The following is a 24,274-nucleotide window of genomic DNA, read 5'->3' as shown; positions in this document are numbered from 1 at the left end:
CGGGGCCGCGGGAGGGCGGCCGGTCAGCCGCGCAGCACCGTGATCAGGTCGCTGACCGTGCGGATCATGGCCTCGCGCCCGACGGAGAGGTACTTGCGGGAGTCCACCGCGTCGGGGTGCGCCGCGAGGAACTCGCGGATGGCGCCGGTCATCGCGATGTTGAGCGCGGTGCCCACGTTCACCTTGGCGATGCCGCCGCGCACGGCCTCGGCGAGCTCGGCGTCGGGGACTCCGGAGGAGCCGTGCAGGACCAGCGGCACGTCGAGGCCCTCGGCCAGCCGCTTGAGCAGGTCGTGGTCCAGGGTGGCGGTGCGGGTCGTCATGGCGTGCGAGGAGCCGACGGCGACGGCGAGCGCGTCCACGCCCGCGTCGGTGACGAAGTTGCGGGCCTCGCCGGGGTCGGTGCAGGCGCCCGGCGCGTGCGCGTCGAGCGGCGCGGCCCCGTCCTTGCCGCCGACCTCGCCGAGCTCGGCCTCCACCCACAGGCCGTTGGCGTGGCCCCAGTCGGCGGCGGCGCGGGTCGCGGCCAGGTTCTCGTCGTAGGGCAGCTTCGCCGCGTCGTACATGACGGAGCTGAAACCGGCGTCGGCGGCCTGGCGCAGCAGCTCGTCGCTCTGCACGTGGTCGAGGTGGAGGGCGACGTCGACGCCGGCGGACTCGGCGACGGCGGCGGCGGCGCGGGCCAGCGGCAGCAGCCGGCCGTAGCGGTAGCGCACCGCGTTCTCGCTGATCTGGAGGATCACCGGGGCCTCGACGGCCTCGGCCCCCGCGACGACGGCCTCGACGTGCTCCAGGGTGATGACGTTGAACGCGGCGACCGCGCCGCGGCGGGCGGCCGCCGCGCCGACGAGTGTCCCGGTTGTGGCGAGAGGCACGTGTTGCCCCCTTTCAAGTACGGTGGCGCGAGGGTCAGTTGGCGTCGAGGATGACGGAGCGCGTGAGGTGGCGCGGCTGGTCGGGGTCGAGGTTCCGGCGGGCCGCGACGGCGACCGCGAGGCGCTGGGCGCGGACCAGTTCGGCCAGCGGGTCGAGGCGGCCCTCGACCCAGAGCGCGCCGGTCCCGGCGACCTGCTCGGCCAGGCCCTCGGGCGCCTCGCCGAGCATCCAGGTGGCGGTGCCCTCGGTGGTGACGCTGATGGGGCCGTGGCGGTACTCCATCGCGGGGTACGCCTCGGTCCAGGACAGGGAGGCCTCGCGCATCTTCAGCGCCGCCTCGTTGGCGAGGCCGACGGTCCAGCCGCGACCGAGGAAGGTGAACTGCTCGCAGGCGTCGAGGCCTTCGGGCAGCGGCTCGGCGAGCGCGGTGCGGGCGTCGGCGACGGCCTGCTCGGTGTGCAGGCCCAGGTGGGCGCGGAGCAGGGTGAGCGCGGTGGTGGCGAAGCGGGTCTGCACGACGGACTGCTCGTCGGCGAACTCCAGGACGACGAGGTCGTCGGCGGCCGTGCGGATCGGGGTCTCGGGGTCGCCGGTGATCGCGGTGGTGCGGACCGTGCCCTTGAGGGCGGCCAGCAGGTCGAGTACCTCGGTGGTGGTGCCGGAGCGGGTGAGTGCGACGACCCGGTCGTAGCGGCGGCCGGCTGGGAACTCGGAGGCGGCGAAGGCGTCGGTCTCGCCCTGTCCGGACTCCTCGCGCAGTACGGCGGCGGCCTGGGCCATGAACCAGGAGGTGCCGCAGCCGACGATCGCGACCCGCTCCCCTGCCTGCGGCAGCGCCGCCTTGTGCTGCGCCGCCAGGCCCGCGGCCCGCGTCCAGCACTCCGGCTGGCTGTTCAGCTCGTTCTCGACATGGCTCATGCCGTGCCCCACTCCCCGGTTCGGCGCGCTGACGCAGCGCGACACATTCCCTTGCTTGTTCCTGCAAGATATAGCTATCTTTCAAGCATTATCAAGCATTCGTGCGCACACCGGCTAGGGTTCCGGTGAGGAACGGGCCGCTCGACGAATGGAGACCGCGCATGTCCCGCGACGCCCGCTGGAAGTCCCTTCTCGAGCTGCTCGTCGAGCGCGGCCGGCTCGACGTGGAGGACGCGGCGACCGAGCTCGGCGTCTCGGCCGCGACGATCCGGCGCGACTTCGACCAACTGGCGGAGCAGCAGATGCTCGTGCGCACGCGCGGCGGCGCCGTCGTGCACGGCGTCAGCTACGAGCTGCCGCTGCGGTACAAGACGGCGCTGGGCGCCGCCGAGAAGCAGCGCATCGCGAAGGCGGTCGCCGAACTCCTCACACCGGGCGAGGCGGTGGGCCTCACCGGCGGTACGACGACGACCGAGGTGGCCCGCGCGCTGGCCGTCCGCCCCGACTTCTCCTCGGGCACGCCCGCGCTGACGATCGTCACGAACGCGCTGAACATCGCGAACGAGCTGGCGGTGCGCCCCCAGTTCAAGATCGTGCTCACCGGCGGCGTGGCCCGCCCGCAGTCCTACGAGCTCATCGGCCCGCTCGCCGACGGGGTGCTCGGCCAGATCACGATGGACACGGCCGTGCTGGGCGTCGTCGGCCTGGACGTCACGCACGGCGCGTCCGCGCACGACGAGGCGGAGGCCGCGATCAACCGCCTCCTGTGCGAGCGCGCCGAGCGCGTGATCGTGGCGGCCGACTCCAGCAAGCTCGGCCAGCGCGCCTTCGCCCGGATCTGCGCCGTGTCCGCTCTGGACGTCCTGGTCACGGACACGGCGGCAGACCCGGAGGTCCTGGCCCGCTTCGAGGAGGCGGGCGTGACGGTGGTGGCGGTCTGAGGAAGGGCGGCGGGGGCGCCCCGGACCGGCAACGATCATCGGGCCGGGGGCCCTGTCGGGCAGTTGAGGATCCCGGCCGGACCAGGCTCTCGAGTCCGGTCCGGCCAGGATCGCGCTCCTCCAACATCGCGGGGCACACCCGAGGCGCGAGCCGGGACCGTCACGGCCGAACGACAGGAACCCCCTCACCGCGCCCCGCCCCTCGAACGCAGGCCCGTCCCTGACCACGTCGCACCCGCACGGCGACCGGACGCCGACCCACTCCGGAGCCCAGCCGGATTCCCGCAGCCTCGCCGCCCCCGCCGCACGACCGGGCGCCAGGCCGGCATCGACACCGAGGCCACCGCTCGCCCCCGCTGCGGCACACCTCTCACCCAGGCCGTCTTGTCCCGCCCCGCCGCACACCCCTACCCTGAGTTTGTGCCACTACTGAACAAACCTCGGACCGTCCACGCCGACGCCCCGCGCACGACCTCGCTGACCTGGCTGCGCATCGCCCTGACCGTGTTCTTCGCCCTCGACGGGTTCGTCTTCGCCGGATGGGTGGTGCGGATTCCGGCGATCAAGGCGCAGACCGGGGCCTCCGCGAGCGCGCTCGGGCTCGCCCTGCTCGGGGTGTCGGCCGGAGCCGTGGTGACGATGATGCTGACGGGGCGGTTGTGCCGCCGGTTCGGCAGTCACGCGGTCACGGTCGCCTGTGGCGTCCTGCTCCCGCTGACCGTGGCCCTGCCACCGCTCACGCACAGCCCCCTCGCGCTCGGCCTGGTGCTGCTCGTGTTCGGCGCCGCGTACGGCGGCATCAACGTGGCGATGAACAGCGCCGCCGTCGACCTGGTCGCCGCACTGCGCCGCCCGGTGATGCCGAGTTTCCACGCCGCGTTCAGCCTGGGCGGCATGGTGGGTTCGGGCCTCGGCGGGCTGGTCGCGGGGCACCTCTCCCCCACCCGGCACCTTCTGGCGATCACCGTGATCGGCCTGGTCGTCACGGCGGTGACGGCCCCGACCCTGCTGCGCCACCCCGCCCCGCGCCCGCCGGAGCAACTGCCGGCCCTCGCCGAACAGCCCCGGGACACGCGCCGCGGCACCCGAGGCATCGTGCTGGTCTTCGGCCTCATCGCCCTGTGCACGGCGTACGGGGAGGGGGCGCTCGCGGACTGGAGCGCGCTGCACTTGGAGCAGGACCTGGGCGCCCACCCGGGCGTCGCGGCGGCCGGCTACGCGTGCTTCGCGTTCGCCATGACGATCGGCCGGCTCAGCGGAACGGCGCTGCTCGAACGGCTGGGCAGGACGCGGACGCTGGTGGCGGGCGGGGCGACGGGCGCGGCCGGCATGCTGCTCACCGCCCTCGCACCCTCCGTGTGGCTCGTCCTGGCCGGACTCGTGATCACCGGGCTCGGCCTCGCGAACCTCTTCCCGGTGGCGGTCGAGCGCGCCGGGGCGCTCGCGGGTCCGACGGGCGTCGCCGCGGCGTCGACGCTCGGCTACGGCGGGATGCTGCTCGGGCCGCCGGCCATCGGTTTCATGGCGGACTGGTTCTCACTGCCGACGGCGCTGACCAGTGTGGCGCTGCTCGCGGCGGTGGCGGCGACGATCGGGTTCGCGACGCGGCGGGTGGCGGTCGGCAGTTGAGCCTCTGGAAGGCCTGGCGCCCCGGAGGCATGACCGGCCCACGCCCACGCACGACGACGGGCCGGTCGGGGACTTCGCCCCGACCGGCCCGCCCGCACACCCCTAGAGATCCAGCTGGTACTGGTGCGTCGTGTGCGTCGGCACGTACCCGAGGCTGTCGTTGATGTGCCGCATGTGCGCGTTGCTGTCCGCCGTGTCGGTCAGCAGGCCGTCGAGGCCCGGGACGTCACGGTGGGCCCGACGGATCGACTCGGCCTTCATCCACCGGCCGAGCCCGTGGCCCCGGTGCTCGGGCAGCACGGCCGTGCCGTAGTGCTGACCGTCACCGGTGCCGTCGCCGGGCGTGACGAGTTCGGTGAACCCGGCGATCGAACCGTCCGAGGTGTCGACGGCCACGACGGTGTCCAACCGGTCGCCGCGCTCCGCGACGGCCCGCGCCACGGCCCGGACCCGGTCCACGTCCCAGGTCACGGTGCCGTAGTCGGTGTCGTCCATGGGCATGTCGTCCATGGCGCGGCGCGATGCGGCGAACGTGAGCGCCAGGTCGTCGGGGACGGTGCCCTGCCAGGCCTCCAGCCGGTAGCCGGGATGCGGGCGCTCGACGGTCTCGGCGAGTGCGGCGGTGTCCAGGCCGGCCAGCGGCAGGCGGGCGTACCGCAGGGTGAGGACCTTGCGGAAGCCGCGCGCGGGCAGGAAGCGGTCGGCGGACGATCCCGCCTCGGCCTGCGCGACGACGCAGCGTCGGGCGTCCTCCCGGGCGACGGCCACCGCGGCGTCGAGGAGCCGGGAGCCGACGCTCTTGCGGCGCTCGGCGGGATGGACGCGCAGCGTCAGTTCGGCCAGGTGCTCCTGGCCGGGGTCGGTGAACAGGCGCAGGAAAGCGGTGCCGACGGGGTGCTCGTCGGCATCGGACGCCAGCCATGCCAGGCGCCGGCTGTGCGGCCCGTCGGCGGGGTCCGTCAGTGGGGTGAGGTGCAGCGACAAGGTGTCTCCGTGATGAGGATGCGGTCATGGGCGGTACGCGGGTCCAGCTGCCGGGCACTCCTGCGCATGTGCTCCACACCCCCTCGTCGACGGCGCCGGTCCTCCCGAACGGGCGGACGGCGCACCGAACTTAGCGGCTCCGCCCTTCCCGGGCAACGCATTTGAGGCCACAGGAGAACAGAGAAAACTCCTGCCCCGAAGCGGTCTCCACCCGGCACACTCACCGCATGGACATCGCCGAACACCTTCAGGCCCTCGACCGTGAGGGCCGCGCGCTCGCGGACGCCGCCGAGCGGGCCGGGACCGACGCCAAGGTGCCCACCTGCCCCGACTGGCAGATCCGCGACCTGCTGCGGCACACGGGCATGGTGCACCGCTGGGCCGCGGCCTTCGTCGCGGAGGGCCACACCTCGTACCACCCCGACGGAGGGCTGCCCGATCTCGACGGGGAGGCGCTCGTCGCCTGGTTCCGGGAGGGGTACGCGCGGCTCGTGGACACGCTCACGCGGGCCCGGCCCGACGTGGCGTGCTGGAGCTTCCTGCCCGCTCCGTCACCGCTCGCGTTCTGGGCGCGACGTCAGGCGCACGAGACGACCGTGCACCGCGTGGACGCCCAGTCGGCGCTCGCGACCGCGCCGGACACCGTCCCGCGCGAGCTCGCCGTCGACGGGATCGAGGAGCTGCTCCTCGGGATGCACGCCCGCCCCAAGAGCCGGGTGCGGTCCGACGTGCCGAAGACGCTGCGGGTGCGCGCGACGGACGCGGACCGCGTCTGGACCGTGCGGATCAGCCAGGATCCCCCGGCGACCGAGCTCGGCGAACCGGGCGAGGCCGACTGCGAAGTTGCCGGGACCGCCGCACAACTGTACGTGGCGCTGTGGAACCGCGCCCCGTTCCCGTCCGTGAGTGGCGACGCCGCCGTCGCCGCGCTGTGGCGGGAGAACTCGGCGATCACCTGGAGCTGAGCCGGTGGGCCGTGCGGGCCGTCAGGCGTCGGACTCCAGCATCCGGCTCAGGACGGCCCGCTGCAGCGGCCGCACCTCGGTGTGCAGAGCGCGCCCCTTCGGGGTCAGGCACACCCGCACCCCGCGGCGGTCCTCGCTGCACATGCCGCGCGCGACGAGGCCGTCCTTCTCCAGGCGGCCGATGAGCCGGGACAGTGCGCTCTGGCTCAGGTGGACCTGGCCGGCGATCTCCTGCACGCGGAACCCGGCGGAGTCGTCCTGCGGGGTGCCTTCGGCGAGCACGTCGAGCACCTCGAAGTCGCTGGCGCCCAGGCCGTGTCCGTGCAGCTCACGATCGAGCTCACACATGGTGCGCGCGTGCTTGGCGAGGATGTCCCGCCATTGATCCACGAGGCCCGCGCCGGCCCTCGCTCCCGACTCCTGTGCCGTCATAACCGCACCGTAGCAGAAAAGACGCCCTTTGTTGCATCGGAATTAAATGCACTTGCAGTCAATGCATGTGCATGTAGTGTGCTGCACATGACCTCTCCGCTCACCGACGCCGCGGCGTCCGCTCCGTCGTCCCCGGAGCCGACCGCCAAGGCTCAGTCGACCGCACCGGATCAGTCCCACTGGTCGCCCCGACTGTGGGGGACCCTGCTCGTACTCTGCGCCGCGATGTTCCTCGACGCGCTCGACGTCTCGATGGTCGGCGTCGCCCTGCCCTCGATCGGCACCGAACTCGGCCTGTCGACGGCGACCCTCCAATGGGTCGTCAGCGGCTACATCCTGGGCTACGGCGGCCTGCTGCTGCTCGGTGGCCGCGCGGCCGACCTGCTCGGGCGCCGCCGCGTCTTCCTGATCGCGCTCGGCGTCTTCGCCCTGGCCTCCGTGCTCGGCGGACTCGTCGACTCCGGACCGCTGCTCATCGCGAGCCGCTTCATCAAGGGCCTCAGCGCGGCCTTCACCGCACCGGCCGGCCTGTCCATCATCACGACGACGTTCGCCGAGGGCCCGGTCCGCAACCGCGCCCTGTCCATCTACACCACCTGCGCCGCCACCGGCTTCTCCATGGGCCTCGTCCTGTCCGGACTGCTCACCGAGGCCAGCTGGCGCCTGACCATGCTGCTGCCCGCGCCGATCGCCCTGATCGCGCTGCTCGTCGGCATCAAGCTCATCCCGCACAGCGCCAAGGAGGAGAACCACCGCGGCTACGACGTCCCGGGCGCCGTCACCGGCACCCTGTCGATGCTGCTGCTCGTCTTCACCGTGGTCCAGGCACCGGAGGCCGGCTGGGGCTCACCCCGCACCCTCCTCTCCTTCCTCGCCGTCGCCGTCCTCCTCACCCTCTTCGTCCGCATCGAGCGGCGCTCCCCCGGCCCGCTGATCCGCCTCGGCGTGCTGCGCTCCGGCTCGCAGATCCGGGCCCAGCTCGGCGCGATGACCTTCTTCGGCTCGTACGTCAGCTTCCAGTTCCTCGCGACGCTGTACCTGCAGTCGCTCCTCGGCTGGTCGGCGCTCAGCATGGCGCTGGCGTTCCTGCCCGCGGGTGCGCTGGTGGCGCTGTCCTCGACGAAGGTCGGCGCGGTCGTGGACCGGTTCGGCACCCCGCGGCTGATCGCCGTCGGGTTCGGGCTGATGGTCGTCGGCTACGCGCTCTTCCTCCGGATCAACCTCGACCCCGTCTACGCGGTCGTCATCCTGCCGACGATGCTGCTGATCGGCGCCGCGTGCGCCCTGGTCTTCCCGTCCCTCAACATCCAGGCCACCAACGGTGTCGACGACGACGAACAGGGCATGGTCTCCGGCCTCCTGAACACGTCCGTGCAGGTGGGCGGGGCGATCTTCCTGGCCGTCGTGACCGCGGTCGTCACCGCGAACGCGCCGGAGGGCTCCTCCCCGCAGGCCGTCCTCGACAGCTTCCGGCCGGGCCTCGTGGTCGTCACCGCGATCGCGGTGGCGGGCCTGCTGATCACCCTGCCGGGCCTGCGGCGCAGCCGCTCGCAGGACTCGGTGGTCGTGGCCCGCTCCGTACCGGAGGCAGCGGAGGACCGCGTCCCCGTACGGGACTGACCCCACCCCGCACCAGAGGGACCGGCCCGCCACGGGGGTGCGAGCCGGCCCCTCTGCCCGTGCCCCGTCAGGGGCGCGGGGCTGTGTCTATCAGCGGCTCCGCCGCGGGGCGCGAGAAGCCCCACCGGGCGGCAGCCGGCGCACCCGCCCGGACCTCACGGCGAGAGCCCGGCGACGGGATCGGGTCAGCCGAGCCAGCCCGGGCGGACCAGGCCCGATTCGTAGGCCAGGACGACGAGTTGGGCGCGATCGCGTGCCCCGAGCTTCACCATCGTCCGGCTCACATGCGTCTTCGCGGTGAGGGGACTGACGACGAGCCGCCGTGCGATCTCCTCGTTGGACAGGCCGATCCCGACCAGCGCCATCACCTCCCGCTCCCGCTCGGTGAGCTGCGCCAGCGCCCCCGCCGCGGCCGGCTCCTTCGACCGCGCGGCGAACTCCGAGATGAGCCGCCGCGTCACCCCGGGCGACAGCAGCGCGTCCCCGTGCACGACGGCCCGCACCGCCCGCAGCAGTTCGTCGGGCTCGGTGTCCTTGACGAGGAACCCGGACGCCCCGGCGCGGATCGCCTCGAAGACGTACTCGTCGAGCTCGAAGGTCGTCAGCATGACGACGCGCACGGCCGACAGATCCGGATCGTCACCGATGCGCCGCGTCGCCGCGAGCCCGTCGAGCAGCGGCATCCGGATGTCCATGAGCACGACGTCGGGCCGCAGTTCGCGGACCATCCGCACCGCCGCCTCCCCGTCGGCGGCCTCGCCCGCCACCTCGATGTCGGGCTGGGCGTCGAGCAGCGCCTTGAATCCGGCGCGGACCAGCGACTGGTCGTCGGCGAGCAGGACGCGGATCAACGGGGGGCCTCCGATGACGGTTCGGGCGCCGACGACGCGGCGGGCGGGGTGCGCGGCAGCGTGGCGACGACCCGGAATCCGCCGTCGGCCCGCGGACCCGCCTCGATGGTGCCACCGAGCGCCGCGGCCCGCTCCCGCATTCCGGCGAGTCCGTTGCCGCTGCCGCCGGCCTCGGCGTGACTCGCGGGCCCGTCGTCGTCGACGGTGAGGGTCACGTCGTCGGTGGCGTGCCGCACCCGCACCCGGGCCCGCCGGGACTCGGAGTGCCGTACGACGTTGGTCAGCGCCTCCTGCACGATGCGGAAAGCGGCGAGGTCGGCGCCGGGCGCGAGCGGCACCGGCCGCCCCTCCGTGGCGACGTCGACGGTGAGTCCGGCGTGGCCCGCCTGCTCGACGAGTTCGGGCAGCCGGTCGAGTCCGGGGGCCGGGGCGCGGGGCGCGTCGCCGGGCGTGCGCAGGGTGTCGAGGACCTGGCGCACCTCGCCGAGGGCCTCCTTGCTGGCGGCCTTGATGGTGGTGAGGGCGGTGCGGGCCTGTTCCGGGTCGCCGTCGAGGAGGGCGAGGCCGACGCCCGCCTGCACGTTGATCACGGAGAGGGAGTGGGCGAGGACGTCGTGGAGTTCGCGGGCGATGCGCAGCCGCTCCTCGTCGGCTCGCCGGCGCGCGGCCCGTTCCCGTTCGGCACGGGCCTGCTGCCACTGCTCGCGGCGGGCGCGGGCCAGTTCGGCGACGGCGACGACGGCGAGCACCCAGGCGAGGATCAGGCCTTCCTGCCCCCAGGACGCGGCGTCGTCGTGGGCGGGCGGCAGGTGCGGGTAGAGCCAGTGCGCGATGACCAGATGCCCGGCCCAGAGCAGCCCGACCGCACCCCAGGCGGCCCACCGGTACCCGGCGACGATCGCGGAGAAGCAGGCCAGCGCCACGGTGAGGAAGACGGGCCCGTACGGATATCCGGCGCCCAGGTAGACGAGCGCCAGCGCGGCCGTGCCGAAGGCCACGGCGACGGGGTACCGCTGCCGCCACAGCAGCGCGAGCCCGGCGGCGAGCAGCAGCAGGCGCGCGAACACGTCGAGCTGCACGCGGTCGGTCTGGCCGTGCCCGGCGAAGCTCGACCCGACGAGCACGAACACGGTGACGAACACCGTGGACCGCCACGGCCACCGCGGGCCGCCGGTCCGGTTCCACCAGGCGGGCCCCTGGTTCCACCACCCGGGGCCCGGCCCGCTCCACGGCGGCCCGCCGCCCGGGTCGCCGGGCGGCGGACCGCCGGCGCGCTCGCGTCGTTCGTCCATGCCGCCACGCTAAGGGCCGGGCCCCGCGACCGGCGTCAGCCCGGCGTGGCGATCACACATACTCCCCGCGGAGTACGCGCCGCACGCTCCGCCGCGCCGCCCGACGGCCCGCGTCGTGGGCGGACCCGCCCTGGTCATCGCGTGAGCCCGACCCCTTCGGCGAGCCGCGTCGCGGCCTGCGCGAAGAACGCGGCGCGGTCCTCCACCACGCGCTGGAACTGGCCGAACACCTCGAAGCCGACGAGCCCGAAGAGCTGCGCCCACGCCGTGACCAGGGCCGCCGCGATCTCGGGCGGCAGATCGGGCGCGAGATCCGCGGCGATCCGCTCCGCCTCCGGCCGCGCCACTCCTTCGAGCGGCGGCAGAACGGTCTCACCCGCCTCGTGGGCCTCCCGGACCAGGCCGATCAGCAGCAGGCCGACCCGGGCCGCCGCCGGGACCGTGCTCTGCGGCGCGCTGTAGCCCGGCACGGGCGAGCCGTAGATGAGCGCGTACTCCTGCTGGTGCGCGAGCGCCCAGACCCGTACCGCGACGCAGACGTCCACCCAGCGCGTGAGGGGTGTGGCTCCCTCGGCCCGGCCGGCGTCCGCTCTCTCCGCGGCCTCGCCCAGGGAGTCGTACGCGTCGATGATCAGGGCGGTCAGCAGGTCGTCGCGGCTCGGGAAATACCGGTACAGGGCCGAGGAGGCCATGCCGAGCTCACGGGCGACGGCGCGCAGTGACAGCTTGGCCGCGCCTTCGTCGGCGAGCTGTCTGCGCGCCTCGTCCTTGATGGCCGCGGTGATCTCCATCCGGGCGCGTGCGCGAGCCCCTTGGGTGGTCCGGGAAGGCGTGCTGCGGGTCGTACTCATGCGGCCAGTCTCGCACGCGAGCGGAGCGGTGCACACATCGCGGAACGCCGCACACAAAAGAGAGCACTGCTCTTGCGTCGGCACACCCCACGGGTGCAGACTGCTCTCAAGCGAGAGCACCGCTCACACTTTCCTGGAGGACACGATGTCCGCGTCGACCCCGCACGTGCAGAAGCCCGGATGGTTCACCGTCAACGTCATGAACCGGGCCGTCGCCTGGTTCACCCGCCGGGGCATGAGCGTCTGGGGTTCCCGGGTGCTGGCCGTCCGGGGCCGCAAGAGCGGCGAGTGGCGCACGACGCCGGTCAACCTGCTGACGGTGGACGGGCAGCAGTACCTCGTCGCGCCGCGCGGCCATGTGCAGTGGACGCATAACATGCGGGCCGCGGGCGGCGGCGAGCTGCGCCTCGGCAAGCGCGCCGACACGTTCACGGCGGTCGAGGTCGCCGACGACGACAAGCCGGCCCTGCTGCGGTCCTACCTGAAGCGCTGGAAGGCCGAGGTCGGGGTGTTCTTCAACGGTGTCGGCCCCGACTCCTCCGACGAGGAGCTGCGCCGCATCGCGCCCGACCACCCGGTCTTCCGCATCACGGTCACGAGCTGACCGCGTCGCCCTCCTGCTTGTCGAGCCGGGACAGCGCGCGTCCCGCGAGCGGGTGCGTGCGCACGATCTCGGCCAGCGAGGACGAGCCGCGGACGATCTTGGCGAAGGCGTGCCAGGCGGGGCGGAAGCCGGTGATCGCCGTGTGGATCAGTCCGGGCCGCCGGGCGAACACGGTCAGCATCCGCCGGCCCACGGCCATCTCGACACCGAGCCCGGCCTTGATCGCGAACGCGTAGTTCAGCGCCTGCCGTCGCGCGTCCACCGCGTCGTGCGCCTCGGCGACCCGCACCGCCCACTCCCCCGCGAGCCGCCCCGAGCGCAGCGCGAACGAGATGCCCTCACGGGTCCACGGCTCCAGCAGGCCGGCCGCGTCACCGCACACGAGGACCCGGCCGCGCGACAGCGGCGAGTCGTCGGCGCGGCAGCGGGTCAGGTGGCCCGAGGAGAGGGCGGGCTCGAACCCGGCGAGGCCGAGCCGCCCGATGAAGTCCTCCAAGTACCGCTTGGTGGCGGCGCCTTCGCCGCGCGCCGAGATCACGCCGACGGTGAGCGTGTCGCCCTTGGGGAACACCCAGCCGTAACTGCCGGGGATCGGGCCCCAGTCGATGAGGACGCGCCCGCGCCAGTCCTCGGCGACCGTCTGTGGCACCGGGATCTCCGCCTCCAGACCGAGGTCCACCTGGTCGAGCTTGACCCCGACGTGCGCTCCTATGCGGCTGGCGCTGCCGTCCGCGCCGACGACGGCCCGCGCCAGGACCGTCTCGCCGTCCTGCAGCACGACGGCGACGGTGCGCCGGTCGGGGACGGCCGAACCGTGCTGCTCGACGCGCGACACGGTGACGCCCGTGCGCAGTTCGGCCCCGGCCTTCTGGGCGTGCTCGACGAGCTGGGCGTCGAACTCCGGACGGTTGATCAGACCGAACAGCATGCTGCGCGAGCGCCGCGTGCGCGTGTACTTGCCGTTGAGCGAGAAGGTGACCGCGTCGATCCGGTCCTTGAACGGCAGCTCGAAGCCCGGCGGCAGCGCGTCGCGCGAGGGGCCGATGATGCCGCCGCCGCACGTCTTGTACCGGGGGAGCTCGGCCTTCTCCAGGAGCAGCACCCGCCGGCCGGCGACCGCCGCCGCGTACGCGGCGGACGCCCCGGCGGGTCCCGCGCCCACCACGACGACGTCCCACACGCTCAGGTCGCGCTCGTCGCCCATCTCGTTGCCGTCCGCCGGGTTCTCGCTGCTCACGATGGTCTACTGCTCCCGAATCGCCACTGATGGGACTGCCTGCCGCCTTGCTCCCCCGCATCCTACGACCGGCTCCGCGCGGACCCGCTGTGGGAGGATCATCGGCACACCCCGTACAACGTCGCACCCACGAGGAGCGTGCCCATGTCGCCGCATCCGATCGCCGAGACCGTCGCCTCTCTGCTGCCCCGCGCCAAGGCGGAGCTGACCGAACTGGTGGCCTTCAAGTCGGTGGCGGACTTCGACCAGTACCCGAAGAGCGAGAGCGAGGGCGCCGCGAACTGGGTCGCCGACGCGCTGCGCGCCGAGGGCTTCCAGGACGTCGCGCTCCTGGACACCCCGGACGGCACCCAGTCCGTCTACGGCTACCTGCCCGGCCCGGCGGGCGCCCCGACCGTGCTCCTGTACGCGCACTACGACGTGCAGCCGCCGCTGGACGAGAGCGCGTGGGCCACGCCCCCGTTCGAGCTGACCGAGCGGGAGGACGGCCGCTGGTACGGGCGCGGCTCCGCCGACTGCAAGGGCGGGGTGCTGCTGCACCTGCTCGCCCTGCGCGCGCTGAAGGCGAACGGCGGCGTGCCGGTCGGCGTCAAGGTCATCGCCGAGGGCTCGGAGGAGATGGGCACGGGCGGCCTGGAGCGCTACGCCGAGCAGCACCCGGACCTGCTGACGGCCGACACCATCGTCATCGGCGACGCGGGCAACTTCCGGGTCGGCCTGCCGACGGCGACCTCGACGCTGCGCGGCATGACGCTGGTGCGGGTCCAGGTCGACACGCTGGGGGGCAATCTGCACTCCGGCCAGTTCGGCGGGGCCGCGCCCGACGCGCTCGCCGCGCTGATCCGCGTACTGGACTCGCTGCGCGACGAGGACGGTTCGACCGTCGTCGACGGGCTGCCGGGCGGTGCGCAGTGGGACGGGCTGCAGTACGACGAGGAGAGCTTCCGCAAGGACGCGAAGGTGCTCGACGGGGTCGAGCTGATCGGCTCCGGCACGGTCGCCGACCGGATCTGGGCGCGGCCCGCCGTGACCGTCCTCGGCATCGACTGCCCGCCGGTCGTCGGCGCGACGCCGTCCGTGCAGGCCGGCGCCCGCGCGCTGGTCAGCCTGCGGGTGCCGCCGGGCCAGGACGCCGCCGAGGCGACCAAGCTCCTGACCGGGCACATCGAGGCGCACACCCCGTGGGGCGCGAAGGTGAGCGTCGAGCAGGTGGGTCAGGGCCAGGCGTTCCGCGCGAACACCAAGAGCCCGGCGTACGCGGCGATGGCCGAGGCCATGGCGGAGGCGTACGACGGCCAGGAGATGCAGTTCGCCGGGCAGGGCGGCTCGATCCCGCTGTGCAACACGCTGGCCTCGCTCTACCCCGAGGCGGAGATCCTGCTCATCGGGCTCAGCGAGCCGGAGGCGCAGATCCACGCGGTGAACGAGAGCGTGTCGCCGGACGAGCTCAAGCGGCTCTCGGTGGCGGAGGCGCTGTTCCTCCAGAAGTACGCGGCCGCCGCCCACTGACGCGTTCCCGAGGGCCGCTCCTCTCTGCTCCGGGCAGAGTCGGGCGGCCCTCGGCCTGTTCCGCGCCTACGGTCACGCCATGAAGCCCTACCCCGTGACCGAGATCCGCGACCTCACCCCACACCTGCGCCTCCTGCGCTTCCCCGTCGGCCAGGCCTACCTCTGGCGGGACGGTTCCGAGCTGACCCTGATCGACGCGGGCGCGTACGGCGCGGGCGGGCCGATCGCCGACGCCGTACGGGACTGGGGGCACGCCCCGCAGGACGTGCGCCGCATCGTCCTCACCCACTTCCACGAGGACCACGCGGGCGGCGCCGTCGAGTTCGCCCGCGTCAGCGGCGCCGAGATCCTCGCCCATCACCTCGACGCTCCCTACATCCGCGGCGAACGCCCCGGCCCGGAGCCGGTCTTCGAGGACTGGGAGCGCCCGATCCACGCAGCGGCCCTGGCCGCGCTCCCCGCCCCGCCCACGCACCCCGAGTTCCCGCCCTCGGTGCGGGAACTGAAGGACGGCGAACTCCTCGACGGCGTCGGCGGCGGCGCGGTGGTGATCCCCGCCCCGGGCCACACGGAGGGCTCGATCGCCCTCCATCTCCCGCACCACGGAGTCCTGTTCACCGGCGACGCGATCGCCGCCTCCCCCGTGGACTCCCAGGTCATCCTCGGGGTCTTCAACCAGAACCGCTCCCAGACGGTCCAGTCCGCCCACCACTTGGCGTCCCTGGACACGGACCTGGCCTGCTTCGGCCACGGCGACCCGGTGACGAGCAACGCGGGCGCGACCCTGCGCGCAGCAGCCGCACCCTACGACCTCCCGGCCTGAGGACCGCACCCCTGGGGGACGCGCGGCGCAACGCATGCCTCCGGGGCACACCGAGGGTGGGACGCGAGGCAAAGCGCATGCCTCCAGGGGCACACCGAGGGTGGGACGCGAGGCAAAGCGCATGCCTCCAGGGGCACACCGGTGGGAGGAGGCGCGGCGAAGCCGCATGCCTCCAGGGGCGCGGGGAACTGCGCGACCAGCCACGACGCACCGCAAGCCGCCAACGCACCGCACCGCACCCCTACGGCGAGTTCCCCGCACCCACCCCCAGGTCACCCCAAGGGCACACCCGCTTCCAGATAATGCGCAGCACCCCGCTCCCGCGCCCTGAGCGCCCACCTCAACCGCTCGAACCGAACGGGCGGCAACAACCCCGCCGCCTCCTCCTCCGTGACGAACCGCCAAGCCCTCAACTCCGGCCCGGGCAGGACGACTTCGACTCCGCTCTCCAGCCGCCCCCCGTCGAACAGCATCCGCAGCCCCCCGTACGCCGGAGGCACGGGCCGCTCCCAGTCGACGACCAACAAGGCGGGCACGTCGGCGAGTTGTATCCCGGTCTCCTCGACGACCTCCCGCATCCCGGCCCGCGCGGGCGCCTCCCCCGGTTCGACGACCCCGCCGGGGAACTCCCAGCCCGGCTTGTACGTCGGGTCGACGAGCAGCACCCGGTCCTCGGCGTCGAAGAGGAGGACACCGGCCGCGACGGTCTCGGCGGTCGGTTCGGGCGTCTGGACGATGTCGCAGGGCGCCGCCTCCCCCGTGCGGACGGCGGCGGCGATCCGTACGGCGGTCTCGCGCGGGGTCAGGCCGCCGTTGTCGACGGGGTAGGCGTCGGCGGCGAGCCAGGTCGTGAACGCGGCGCGGTACGGCTCGATGTCCGCCGGCGCCTCGCCGGCGGGGTCGCGCTCGCGCAGGATCGTTTCCCCTGGAGTGAGGAGCACATGGCAGACCGGGATGCGGCGGGCGGCGAGCCCGCCGAAGATCTCGTCGCGGTACTCCTGGCGCAGCAGCGCCAGGGGCACCACGAGCACCCCGCCCAGTTCGGCGTGCAGGGCGGCGGCGGTGTCGACCACGAGGCGTCGCCAGATGCGCAGGTCCTGCCGGTCACTGACTTCCGCGAGCCGCTTGGGCGGCAGCAGGCGCTCCAGTTCGGCGTCGATCACCTCGGGGTCGAAGAGCGTGCAGTTCGGGATCAGATCGATCAGCTCCCGGGCGGCGGTGGTCTTGCCCGCACGAGACGCGCCGTTGACCCAGACGATCACGGTTCCCCCTCTTCGTCGGCCCTCAGAGGCTTGCCCGCAACACCCTGCCACGGAAACCAGGCACCGATGAGGGGTCGGACACGCCGTGCGCGCCGGGCGCGGGCGGGGTCAGCCGGCGAGCGCCGCGCGGATCTCGCGGGCGAACCTGGCGGGCAGCCTGCGCGGCGATCGCCGGGCTGGTGCCGGCGTACGCGCCCAGCCCCGCGGCCAGGCCGTGTCGTCAGTGCCGAGGTCGACGGCGGGGTCGCCCGAGCCCAGGCCGCCGAAGCCGACGCCCGCGCCGATCCGGCCGGCGACGATCAGCAGGTTCCCGGTGCGGAAGTCGCCGCCATGACAGGGGCGAGCCGAGCAATGACGGGACGGGTTCCGGCGTCCCGCGCGCACAGTCTCCCGCCCGCTCGACAGGCAGGACCACGACGGGCAACGCCCGTAGGAATCCGGCCAGTTGATGTGCGACACGATGGGACGCCGACCTCCTCGACGGTCGCCGCACGGCCGGAGCGGGCCGACCCAAGACCACCGGCACCGGCACCGGCACGGGCACGGCGAGCGGCAGGCGCGGGGCGAGCCGGGGCAGCCAGGCCGACCCCTCGCCCGCCCGCCCCCGCACGTCCGCGCGGCGCGGCAGACGCTCCGCGAGCTCCGGACCGAGGCAGCGGCCATCACGCCACCGCCCCCCCCCTGCCCCTTTCGGTCAACCTGTCACCACCCGATTCACTCCATCAAGTGACGAGTCCGTGCGGGAATTCGAGACCTCGGGGTAACCCGGGGGCCCGGCCGTTACCGTGACCGCGCAGACGCCCCAGCCCCCGGCGTCCGCGTTTTCGTCCGCATACCGAGATTCCGTGACCTCACCCTCGGCTCCCCTCCCGGAGTCGGACAGGTGCCCGAACCCGGGGGGACCCATGCGACAGGGCCACCGCGCAGACCACCTCACCCTCACCCGTTCCGCCGCCGACCCCGGCCCGCCGCCCGTGATCCGCGAGACCGGCGACAGCGTCGTGGTCGAGCTCGACGGGGAGATCGACATCCTCGCGCTCCAGCGGATGACGCCGCTCCTGGACACGGTCGCGGCGGGCCCGTACCGGGTCGTGGCCGTGGACCTGACCGCCACGACCTTCCTCGACTGCTCCGGCCTGACCCTCCTGGTCCGCGCCAGCCGCCGCACCCGCGCCCGCGGCGCCCGCACCACCGTGATCTGCCGCCACCCCCTGACCCTGCGCATCATCGACGTGGCAGGCCTGACCGACCTCCTGACCCCGGTCCCGACCCTCCACGAAGCGCTCCGCTGAGCCCGGCGGGCTGCCGGGCCGCGCCTACTCGGGCAGCGGCCGGTCCGTGATGACGTTCTTCATGACCAGGGTCGAGGTCAGGCGCTGGACTCCGGGCAGGCGCGCCAGTTGTTCGTCGTAGAGGCGCTGGAAGGCGGCCAGGTCGCTGGTGGCCACGCGCAGGAGGTAGTCCGGTTCACCGAAGAGGCGTTGCGCCTGGAGGACGTGCGGGACCGCCGACACGGCCTCCTCGAACGCGGTGACGGTGTCCGGGGTCTCCCAGCGCAGGGTCGCGAAGACGAGCGCCTCGAAGTTGAGGCCCACGGCTGCCGGGTCGACGACCGCGCGGTAGCCGCGGATCGCCCCCTCGCGTTCCAGGTCGCGCAGCCTGCGGTGGCAGGGCGAGACGCTGAGCTGCACCCGGGCGGCGAGCTCGGTGATCGTGAGGCGGCCGTCGAACTGCAGCTCAGCAAGAATTTTCCGATCCATTGCGTCCATGACGAAGATTCTCCCCCAGATGCCGCCGCAGCGGGGTAAAGATGCAAACACCTTCGGGGTGATTCGACCTAGCCTTCCCTCCAGAGCAACAACGCGAGAGGGAACGATCGATGGACACGACGACGCTGGCGGCCTTCCTGATGGTGGACCTGCTGCTGGTGTTCACTCCGGGCGCGGACTGGGCCTACGCGATCTCCGCCGGACTGAGGGGACGTTCCGTCGTCCCGGCGGTCACCGGACTCATCGCCGGACACGCGGTCTACGCCCTCGTGGCCGTCGCGGGCCTGGCGGTCGTCGTGGCGAGCTACCCGGCCGCGCTCACCGCACTGACCGTGGCGGGCGCCGGCTATCTGCTGTGGCTGGGCTGGGGCGTACTGCGGCAGCCGGCCGTGCCGGCGGCCGTCGATGCGGGCCCCGACACCTCCCGGCTGCGGGCCGTGATCAAGGGGGCCGGAACCAGCGGCCTGAACCCGAAGGCCCTGCTGCTGTACTTCTCGCTGTTCCCGCAGTTCATCGACCCCACCACCGGCTGGCCGGCGGCCGCGCAGACGGGCCTGCTCAGCACAGTGCACCTGATCGCGTGCGCCGTCGTCTACCTGGCCGTCGGCGTCCTGGCCCGCACCGTCCTGAGCACCCGCCCCTCGGCCGCCCGCCTGGTCACCCGCGTCAGCGGCGCCATGATGATCGCCATCGGCGCCTTGCTGCTGGCGGAACGCCTGACCGGCTGAGGCCTCGGCCCCGGGCCGCCTGCTTCACGCATGCGGCCCGGCGGCCGTCGGCGGAACGTCAATCCGCCCGCAGGAACCCCGAGTTGGCCGCCTGGCCCAGGAACTTCAGGCGGGTGTCGCCCGCCATGTGTTTCTCGAACGCCTCCTTGATTCCGGGCCACTTGGGGTGGCCGAAGTCGTCGAGGACCACGATGGCGCCGGGCGCCGCGATCTCCTCGACCCAGGCCAGGTCCGCCGCCACGCCCGGTGCCGAGTGGTCGCCGTCGACGATGATCACGCCGTACGCGCGGTCGGCGACGGCGGCGCGGACGTCCGGGTCGCCGGAGAAGCCGCGCTGGATGCGGGCCGCGGCGCCCGCCTCGCCGGCGAGGGCGAGGTTGGTGCGGACGGCGGCGCCCCGCACGGGGGCGCCCGTCGGGTCGGCGCCCTCGGTGGTGCCGGGCTGGAGCTGGAGTCCGGCGAGCGGATCGACGATCGTCAGGCGCGGATCGCGTCCCGCGCGCTCCAGCATGCGGATCAGGGCCGCGCCGAACATCCCGTAGAGCGTGCCGATCTCCAGGACGTCGTCGTTCGGTGGGTCGAGCAGCGGTACGGCGGAGAGCTTGCCGCAGATGTTCATGGTGCCGCCGGCGATGCGGCCGACGCCGAGGGACTCCAGGGCGATGAGGAGGCGGAAGGACTGGGCGACGTTGCGTTCCGCGCCGTCCCGGTCGCCGGTCAGCTGCTCCAACTCCCCGACGAGACGGTCGAGATGGACCTGGGCGGGGAGCCGGGACGGGCCGCGTCCGGTGCCGTCGAGCAGGAGCTCCAGAGGTCGCTGGCGATTGCGCAGCGGGGCGACGCGGCGTTCGACGCGCTGGTCGATCCGCTGGTCGATGAGGTCGACGACCGGGCGCAGGGCCCGTCGGGCGGTCTTGCCGGAAAGTAGCGCTCGCATGGTTCGGTGACCCTCACGGGTAGACGACGTGACGGCGTACATGGGGGTAAGGGGGGGTGGGGGACGAGCGCTGTGGGGGCGCTGCGTTCCAGCGACCGTAGGGGAACAGGAGCACGCACTTCAAGCACGGCGTCAGAAGCCCGCGATGCCCGGAAATCGCGTACGAATCCTGGGCGAAGGGCAGGTGAACGGCGGTGCGCCGGGAAGCCGGCCGGCGTCGGGTCAGACGGCCTGCGGGTGGTGCGCCTCGTCCGGGCGGGCGCCCGTGCGCAGTGCCGCGGCCGCCGCTCCGACGAGCCCCGCGTCGGTGCCCGTGGACGCGGGGGCCACCTCCAGGCGCTGGACGAAGGAGAGCGTGGCGTAGTCCCGCAGGGCGCGGCGCAGCGGCGCGAAGAGGACCTCGCCCGCCTTCGCCACTCCCCCGCCGATCACGGCGATGTCGATCTCGACGAGCGTCGCCGTGGCGGCGATGCCCGCGGCCAGGGCCTGGGCCGCGCGCTCGAAGGAGGCGACGGCCGCCTTGTCGCCCGCCCGGGCGGCGCGGGCCACGGCCGCGGCGGACGCGTCGCCGTCGGGCCCCGGGCGCCAGCCGTCGGAGAGCGCGCGCCGGGCGATGTTCGGACCGCTCGCGATGCGCTCGACGCAGCCGCGCGCGCCGCAGGGGCAGAGGTCTCCGTCGAGGTCGACGCTGATGTGGCCGATGTGGCCCGCGTTGCCCGTCGGGCCGGGGTGCAGCTGTCCGCCCAGGATCAGGCCGCCGCCGACGCCGGTGGACACCACCATGCACAGCGCGTTGTCGTGGCCGCGCGCGGCGCCCTGCCAGTGCTCGGCGGCCGTCATCGCCACCCCGTCGCCGACGAGCTCGACGGGCAGGCCGCCGACGCGGGACCGGACCCGGGAGACGAGCGGGAAGCCGCGCCAGCCGGGCACGTTGACCGGGCTGACCGTGCCCGCGGGGCGGTCCACGGGCCCCGCGCTGCCGATGCCGACGGCGCGGGCGCCGGACCACAGCGGGGAGGCCGCGAGCTCGTCGAGCACCGCCTCGACCGCGCCCATCACCGTGTCGCCGTCCTCCTGCGCGGGCGTCGGCCGCTGTGCCCGCAGCAGGATGCGGCCCCGGTCGTCCACCAGGGCGCCGGCGATCTTGGTGCCGCCGATGTCCAGCGCGGCGACGAGGTCCATGTGCATCGGTGTCGGATCCCCCTGGGGAAGGCCGGGAAAAGGCAGGTCGAGGAGGCAACTCTAAGGAAGCCTGAGCATGCGGTCGACAGTCTCCCCCGACCCTGACAACGTTGTCCAGGCCCTATGCTCGACGCCACACCGGCATACCGCATCATGAACACCTGACGAACGGCCGTCGCCCCGCCTCCGAGTGCGGTCGCCTCGACCGGTCGCACGGCCGCGACGACAGGACAGGACAGCGCACAGTGGACCGTACCGCCCGCCGCACCGAGAGCCGCTACGGCAACCGCCCGACGATGAAGGACGTCGCCGCGCGGGCCGGAGTCGGCCTCAAGACCGTGTCCCGTGTCGTCAACGGGGAGCCGGGCGTCACCCCGGACACCGAGCGGCGCGTGCAGGAGGCGATCGCCGCACTCGGCTTCCGGCGCAACGACAGCGCCCGCGTCCTGCGCAAAGGCCGTACGGCGAGCATCGGTCTCGTCCTGGAGGATCTCGCCGACCCGTTCTACGGGCCGCTCAGCCGGGCCGTGGAGGAGGTCGCGCGGGCGCACGGCGCGCTGCTCATCAACGGGTCGAGCGCGGAGGACCCGGAGCGAGAGCAGGAGCTGGTGCTCGCGCTGTGCGCGCGGCGCGTGGACGGCCTCGTGGTGATCCCGGCCGGCGACGACCACCGCTATCTGGAGCCGGAGATCGCGGCGGGTGTGGCCACGGTGTTCGTGGACCGTCCGGCCGGGCGGATCGACGCGGACGTGGTCCTCTCCGACAGCTTCGGCGGGGCCCGGCACGGCGTGGCGCACCTGATCGCGGGCGGGCACCGGCGGATCGGCTTCATCGGCGACCAGCCGCGCATCCACACGGCCGCGGAACGACTGCGCGGCTACCGCGCCGCGATGGAGGACGCCGGTATACCGGTGGCGGACCGCTGGATGTCGCTGGGGGTCACCGACCCGGAGCGGGTGCGGCGGGCCGCCGAGGAGATGCTGGCCGGGCCCGACCCGGTGACCGCGATCTTCGCGGGCAACAACCGCGTGACGGTCACGGTGATCCGCGTCCTGGCCGAGCAGCGGCGCTCCGTCGCGCTCGTGGGCTTCGACGACATCGAGCTGGGTGACCTGCTGAGCCCCGGCGTGACCGTTGTCGCGCAGGACGCGGCGCAGTTGGGCCGCACGGCCGCGGAGCGGCTGTTCCGTCAGCTGGACGGGGCGACGCTGCTCCCGGAGCGCATCGAGCTGCCGACGCGGCTGATCCGGCGCGGCTCGGGCGAGCTGCCGCCCGCCGACTGAGCGATCCGGTCCCGGACACGTTTCTGCCCCTCCCCGGCCGACCCCGGGGAGGGGCAGAGTCTTGGTGCGGCGGGGGCTACTTGCCCTTGACCGTCAGGTCGCCGCGGCGCGGGCCCGCGTAGTGCTCCAGGCCGGCGAGCGTGAGGCCGGTCCGGCTGACGACCTCGCCCGAGTCGAGGGCACCGCAGTCCATGCCGCGCAGGAGGTAGCCGGCGAGGGCCTTGGCAGTGGCGGGCTCGTCGGCGATGTCGCCGGCGGCCTGCTTGGCGTAGGCGGCGAGGCGCGCGGCGGCGGCCTCGAAGCCCTCGCGGTAGAAGGCGAAGACGGCGGCGTAGCGGGTGGGGATGTGGCCCGGGTGCATGTCCCAGCCCTGGTAGTAGGCGCGGGCCAGGGCGCGGCGGGTTTGGCCGTAGTGCAGGCGCATCGCGTCGTGGACCTTGGCGGTCGTGCCGATCGGCAGGACGTTGGTCGAGCCGTCCGAGACGCGGACGCCCGTGCCGGCGGCGGCGACCTGCATGACGGCCTTCGCGTAGTCGGCGGCCGGGTGGTCGCTGGCCTGGTAGGCGGCGGAGACGCCGAGGCAGGCGCTGTAGTCGAAGGTGCCGTAGTGCAGGCCGGTGGCGCGGCCCTCGGCGGCGTCGATCATCTTGGCGACGGCGGCGGTGCCGTCGGCGCCGAGGATGGACTGGCTGGTCTCGATCTGGATCTCGAAGCCGATCCGGCCGGCCTCCAGGCCGTGCTGCTTCTCGAAGGCCTCGAGGAGCCGCACCATCGCGGTGACCTGCTCGGGGTACGTCACCTTCGGCAGCGTGAGGACGAGACCCTCGGGCAGGCCGCCGTGCTCCATGAGGCCGGTGAGGAAGATGTCGAGGGTGCGGATGCCGCGGTCGCGGACCGGGGCCTCCATGCACTTCATGCGGATGCCCATGTACGGGGCGGCGGTGCCGTTCGCGAACGCCTCGGAGATGACGCGGGCGGCGCGGGCGGCCGTCTCGTCCTCGTCGGCGTCGGACTTGGGGCGGTAGCCGTCCTCGAAGTCGACCCGGAGGTCCTCGACGGGCTCGCGCTCCAGCTTGGCGCGTACGCGGCTGTAGACGGGCTCGGCGAGCTCGTCGCTCAGGCCGAGGACCTTGGCGAACGAAGCGGCGTCGGGCGCGTGCTCGTCGAGCATCGCGAGCGCCTGGTCGCCCCAGGACCGGATGGTACCGGCGTCGAAGGCGTCGCCCGGGACGTAGACGGTGTGGACCGGCTGGCGGGTGCCGGGGTCTCCCGGGTAGCGGCGCCCGAGCTCCGCGTCGACCGAGGCGAGTGAGGCGCTGATGCCCTCGCTGACCGCTCCGGCGAGGCTCGTCGACACCTTCTCCTGCTGACCCATTACTGCACCCTCCATATGCTCGATGTTTCCACTCCACGGAATCAACAATCCGCATAGTGAAGTTAACGGCCGTGATGACGTCAGTCAATGGCTCCCTTGCATGGTCCCGTCACGCGGACGGGGCCGCGCGGTGATGAACACCACGCGGCCCCGTCGACAGTGGAGCGGGTCAGCCCTTGCGGGTCTTGACCTCCTCGGTCAGCTGC

Annotated in this window: 24 protein-coding genes; 10 read left to right on the top strand and 14 right to left on the bottom strand. The window is 73.4% G+C overall.

Annotated features, from left to right (window positions below):
• Window positions 1-23: 23 nt before the first annotated feature.
• Window positions 24-875 carry a class II fructose-bisphosphate aldolase gene (locus ACZ4E1_RS30165; RefSeq protein ID WP_467545413.1) on the bottom strand — a complete coding sequence of 284 codons (852 nt, stop codon included), beginning with the start codon at window positions 873-875 and terminating at the stop codon, window positions 24-26.
• A gap of 34 nt (window positions 876-909) precedes the next feature.
• Window positions 910-1,794, bottom strand: coding sequence for an SIS domain-containing protein (locus tag ACZ4E1_RS30160; protein WP_467545410.1), 885 nt, complete (start codon window positions 1,792-1,794; stop codon window positions 910-912).
• A gap of 161 nt (window positions 1,795-1,955) precedes the next feature.
• On the opposite strand from ACZ4E1_RS30160, the gene ACZ4E1_RS30155 reads away from it, so the two are divergent.
• Window positions 1,956-2,735, top strand: coding sequence for a DeoR/GlpR family DNA-binding transcription regulator (locus ACZ4E1_RS30155; RefSeq protein ID WP_467545407.1), 780 nt, complete (start codon window positions 1,956-1,958; stop codon window positions 2,733-2,735).
• Between the two features lie 420 nt (window positions 2,736-3,155).
• Window positions 3,156-4,364, top strand: a complete 1,209-nt coding sequence (locus ACZ4E1_RS30150; protein ID WP_467545404.1) for an MFS transporter — start codon at window positions 3,156-3,158, stop codon at window positions 4,362-4,364.
• Between the two features lie 102 nt (window positions 4,365-4,466).
• On the opposite strand, the gene ACZ4E1_RS30145 is transcribed toward ACZ4E1_RS30150, so the two are convergent.
• Window positions 4,467-5,348, bottom strand: a complete 882-nt coding sequence (locus tag ACZ4E1_RS30145) for a GNAT family N-acetyltransferase (RefSeq protein ID WP_467545402.1) — start codon at window positions 5,346-5,348, stop codon at window positions 4,467-4,469.
• Window positions 5,349-5,575: 227 nt separating this feature from the next.
• Between ACZ4E1_RS30145 and ACZ4E1_RS30140 the strand changes: the two genes are divergently transcribed.
• Complete coding sequence (locus ACZ4E1_RS30140) at window positions 5,576-6,313, top strand: maleylpyruvate isomerase family mycothiol-dependent enzyme (RefSeq protein ID WP_467545400.1); 738 nt, start codon at window positions 5,576-5,578, stop codon at window positions 6,311-6,313.
• Between the two features lie 21 nt (window positions 6,314-6,334).
• On the opposite strand, the gene ACZ4E1_RS30135 is transcribed toward ACZ4E1_RS30140, so the two are convergent.
• Window positions 6,335-6,745 (bottom strand): MarR family winged helix-turn-helix transcriptional regulator, encoded by a 411-nt coding sequence (locus ACZ4E1_RS30135; protein WP_467545398.1) that lies wholly within the window; start codon window positions 6,743-6,745, stop codon window positions 6,335-6,337.
• Window positions 6,746-6,832: 87 nt separating this feature from the next.
• On the opposite strand from ACZ4E1_RS30135, the gene ACZ4E1_RS30130 reads away from it, so the two are divergent.
• Window positions 6,833-8,365 carry an MFS transporter gene (locus ACZ4E1_RS30130; RefSeq protein WP_467545396.1) on the top strand — a complete coding sequence of 511 codons (1,533 nt, stop codon included), beginning with the start codon at window positions 6,833-6,835 and terminating at the stop codon, window positions 8,363-8,365.
• 185 nt (window positions 8,366-8,550) lie between these two features.
• On the opposite strand, the gene ACZ4E1_RS30125 is transcribed toward ACZ4E1_RS30130, so the two are convergent.
• The 3 genes from ACZ4E1_RS30125 to ACZ4E1_RS30115 form a co-directional block, all read right to left on the bottom strand.
• Window positions 8,551-9,216: a response regulator gene (locus ACZ4E1_RS30125; protein WP_467545394.1), complete on the bottom strand. Its 666-nt coding sequence runs from the start codon at window positions 9,214-9,216 to the stop codon at window positions 8,551-8,553.
• A complete protein-coding gene (locus tag ACZ4E1_RS30120; protein ID WP_467545392.1) occupies window positions 9,213-10,508 on the bottom strand; it encodes a sensor histidine kinase in 1,296 nt (431 codons plus the stop codon). The genes ACZ4E1_RS30125 and ACZ4E1_RS30120 overlap by 4 nt, the downstream gene beginning before the upstream one ends.
• Window positions 10,509-10,642: 134 nt before the next feature.
• Window positions 10,643-11,359, bottom strand: a complete 717-nt coding sequence (locus ACZ4E1_RS30115; RefSeq protein ID WP_467545390.1) for a TetR/AcrR family transcriptional regulator — start codon at window positions 11,357-11,359, stop codon at window positions 10,643-10,645.
• Window positions 11,360-11,504: 145 nt separating this feature from the next.
• Between ACZ4E1_RS30115 and ACZ4E1_RS30110 the strand changes: the two genes are divergently transcribed.
• Window positions 11,505-11,963, top strand: coding sequence for a nitroreductase family deazaflavin-dependent oxidoreductase (locus ACZ4E1_RS30110; protein ID WP_467545387.1), 459 nt, complete (start codon window positions 11,505-11,507; stop codon window positions 11,961-11,963).
• Here the strand turns inward: ACZ4E1_RS30110 and ACZ4E1_RS30105 are convergent.
• Window positions 11,953-13,167: a geranylgeranyl reductase family protein gene (locus ACZ4E1_RS30105; protein ID WP_467545786.1), complete on the bottom strand. Its 1,215-nt coding sequence runs from the start codon at window positions 13,165-13,167 to the stop codon at window positions 11,953-11,955. The genes ACZ4E1_RS30110 and ACZ4E1_RS30105 overlap by 11 nt on opposite strands.
• A 177-nt stretch (window positions 13,168-13,344) precedes the next feature.
• Here ACZ4E1_RS30105 and ACZ4E1_RS30100 point away from each other — a divergent pair, with 177 nt between their 5' ends.
• A complete protein-coding gene (locus ACZ4E1_RS30100; protein WP_467545385.1) occupies window positions 13,345-14,709 on the top strand; it encodes a M20/M25/M40 family metallo-hydrolase in 1,365 nt (454 codons plus the stop codon).
• A 79-nt stretch (window positions 14,710-14,788) separates the two neighbouring features.
• The gene (locus ACZ4E1_RS30095; RefSeq protein ID WP_467545383.1) at window positions 14,789-15,532 is read left to right on the top strand and encodes an MBL fold metallo-hydrolase; all 744 of its coding nucleotides are present in this window, start codon (window positions 14,789-14,791) and stop codon (window positions 15,530-15,532) included.
• Window positions 15,533-15,804: 272 nt separating this feature from the next.
• On the opposite strand, the gene ACZ4E1_RS30090 is transcribed toward ACZ4E1_RS30095, so the two are convergent.
• Together ACZ4E1_RS30090 and ACZ4E1_RS30085 are read right to left on the bottom strand one after the other, a co-directional pair.
• On the bottom strand, window positions 15,805-16,794 hold the full coding sequence (locus tag ACZ4E1_RS30090; RefSeq protein ID WP_467545381.1) for an NUDIX domain-containing protein: 990 nt from the start codon (window positions 16,792-16,794) through the stop codon (window positions 15,805-15,807).
• Between the two features lie 108 nt (window positions 16,795-16,902).
• On the bottom strand, window positions 16,903-17,253 hold the full coding sequence (locus tag ACZ4E1_RS30085) for a hypothetical protein (protein WP_467545379.1): 351 nt from the start codon (window positions 17,251-17,253) through the stop codon (window positions 16,903-16,905).
• A 446-nt stretch (window positions 17,254-17,699) separates the two neighbouring features.
• On the opposite strand from ACZ4E1_RS30085, the gene ACZ4E1_RS30080 reads away from it, so the two are divergent.
• Window positions 17,700-18,086, top strand: a complete 387-nt coding sequence (locus tag ACZ4E1_RS30080; protein WP_467545377.1) for an anti-sigma factor antagonist — start codon at window positions 17,700-17,702, stop codon at window positions 18,084-18,086.
• Window positions 18,087-18,110: 24 nt separating this feature from the next.
• Here the strand turns inward: ACZ4E1_RS30080 and ACZ4E1_RS30075 are convergent, their stop codons facing one another.
• Entirely contained in the window at window positions 18,111-18,563 is a 453-nt protein-coding gene (locus ACZ4E1_RS30075) for an Lrp/AsnC family transcriptional regulator (protein WP_467545375.1), read from the bottom strand.
• A 110-nt stretch (window positions 18,564-18,673) separates the two neighbouring features.
• Between ACZ4E1_RS30075 and ACZ4E1_RS30070 the strand changes: the two genes are divergently transcribed.
• The gene (locus ACZ4E1_RS30070; protein WP_467545373.1) at window positions 18,674-19,291 is read left to right on the top strand and encodes a LysE family translocator; all 618 of its coding nucleotides are present in this window, start codon (window positions 18,674-18,676) and stop codon (window positions 19,289-19,291) included.
• A gap of 58 nt (window positions 19,292-19,349) precedes the next feature.
• On the opposite strand, the gene ACZ4E1_RS30065 is transcribed toward ACZ4E1_RS30070, so the two are convergent.
• Window positions 19,350-20,228 carry a class I SAM-dependent methyltransferase gene (locus ACZ4E1_RS30065; RefSeq protein WP_467545371.1) on the bottom strand — a complete coding sequence of 293 codons (879 nt, stop codon included), beginning with the start codon at window positions 20,226-20,228 and terminating at the stop codon, window positions 19,350-19,352.
• Window positions 20,229-20,450: 222 nt separating this feature from the next.
• A complete protein-coding gene (locus tag ACZ4E1_RS30060; RefSeq protein WP_467545369.1) occupies window positions 20,451-21,416 on the bottom strand; it encodes an ROK family protein in 966 nt (321 codons plus the stop codon).
• A 239-nt stretch (window positions 21,417-21,655) separates the two neighbouring features.
• Between ACZ4E1_RS30060 and ACZ4E1_RS30055 the strand changes: the two genes are divergently transcribed.
• Complete coding sequence (locus ACZ4E1_RS30055; RefSeq protein ID WP_467545367.1) at window positions 21,656-22,693, top strand: LacI family DNA-binding transcriptional regulator; 1,038 nt, start codon at window positions 21,656-21,658, stop codon at window positions 22,691-22,693.
• 76 nt (window positions 22,694-22,769) lie between these two features.
• Here the strand turns inward: ACZ4E1_RS30055 and ACZ4E1_RS30050 are convergent, their stop codons facing one another.
• Window positions 22,770-24,068: a DUF6986 family protein gene (locus ACZ4E1_RS30050; protein ID WP_467545364.1), complete on the bottom strand. Its 1,299-nt coding sequence runs from the start codon at window positions 24,066-24,068 to the stop codon at window positions 22,770-22,772.
• Window positions 24,069-24,274 lie beyond the last annotated feature (206 nt).

It is taken from the genome of Streptomyces sp. NPDC025806 (assembly GCF_055558275.1).
This window is presented reverse-complemented; position numbering and strand designations above follow the sequence as displayed.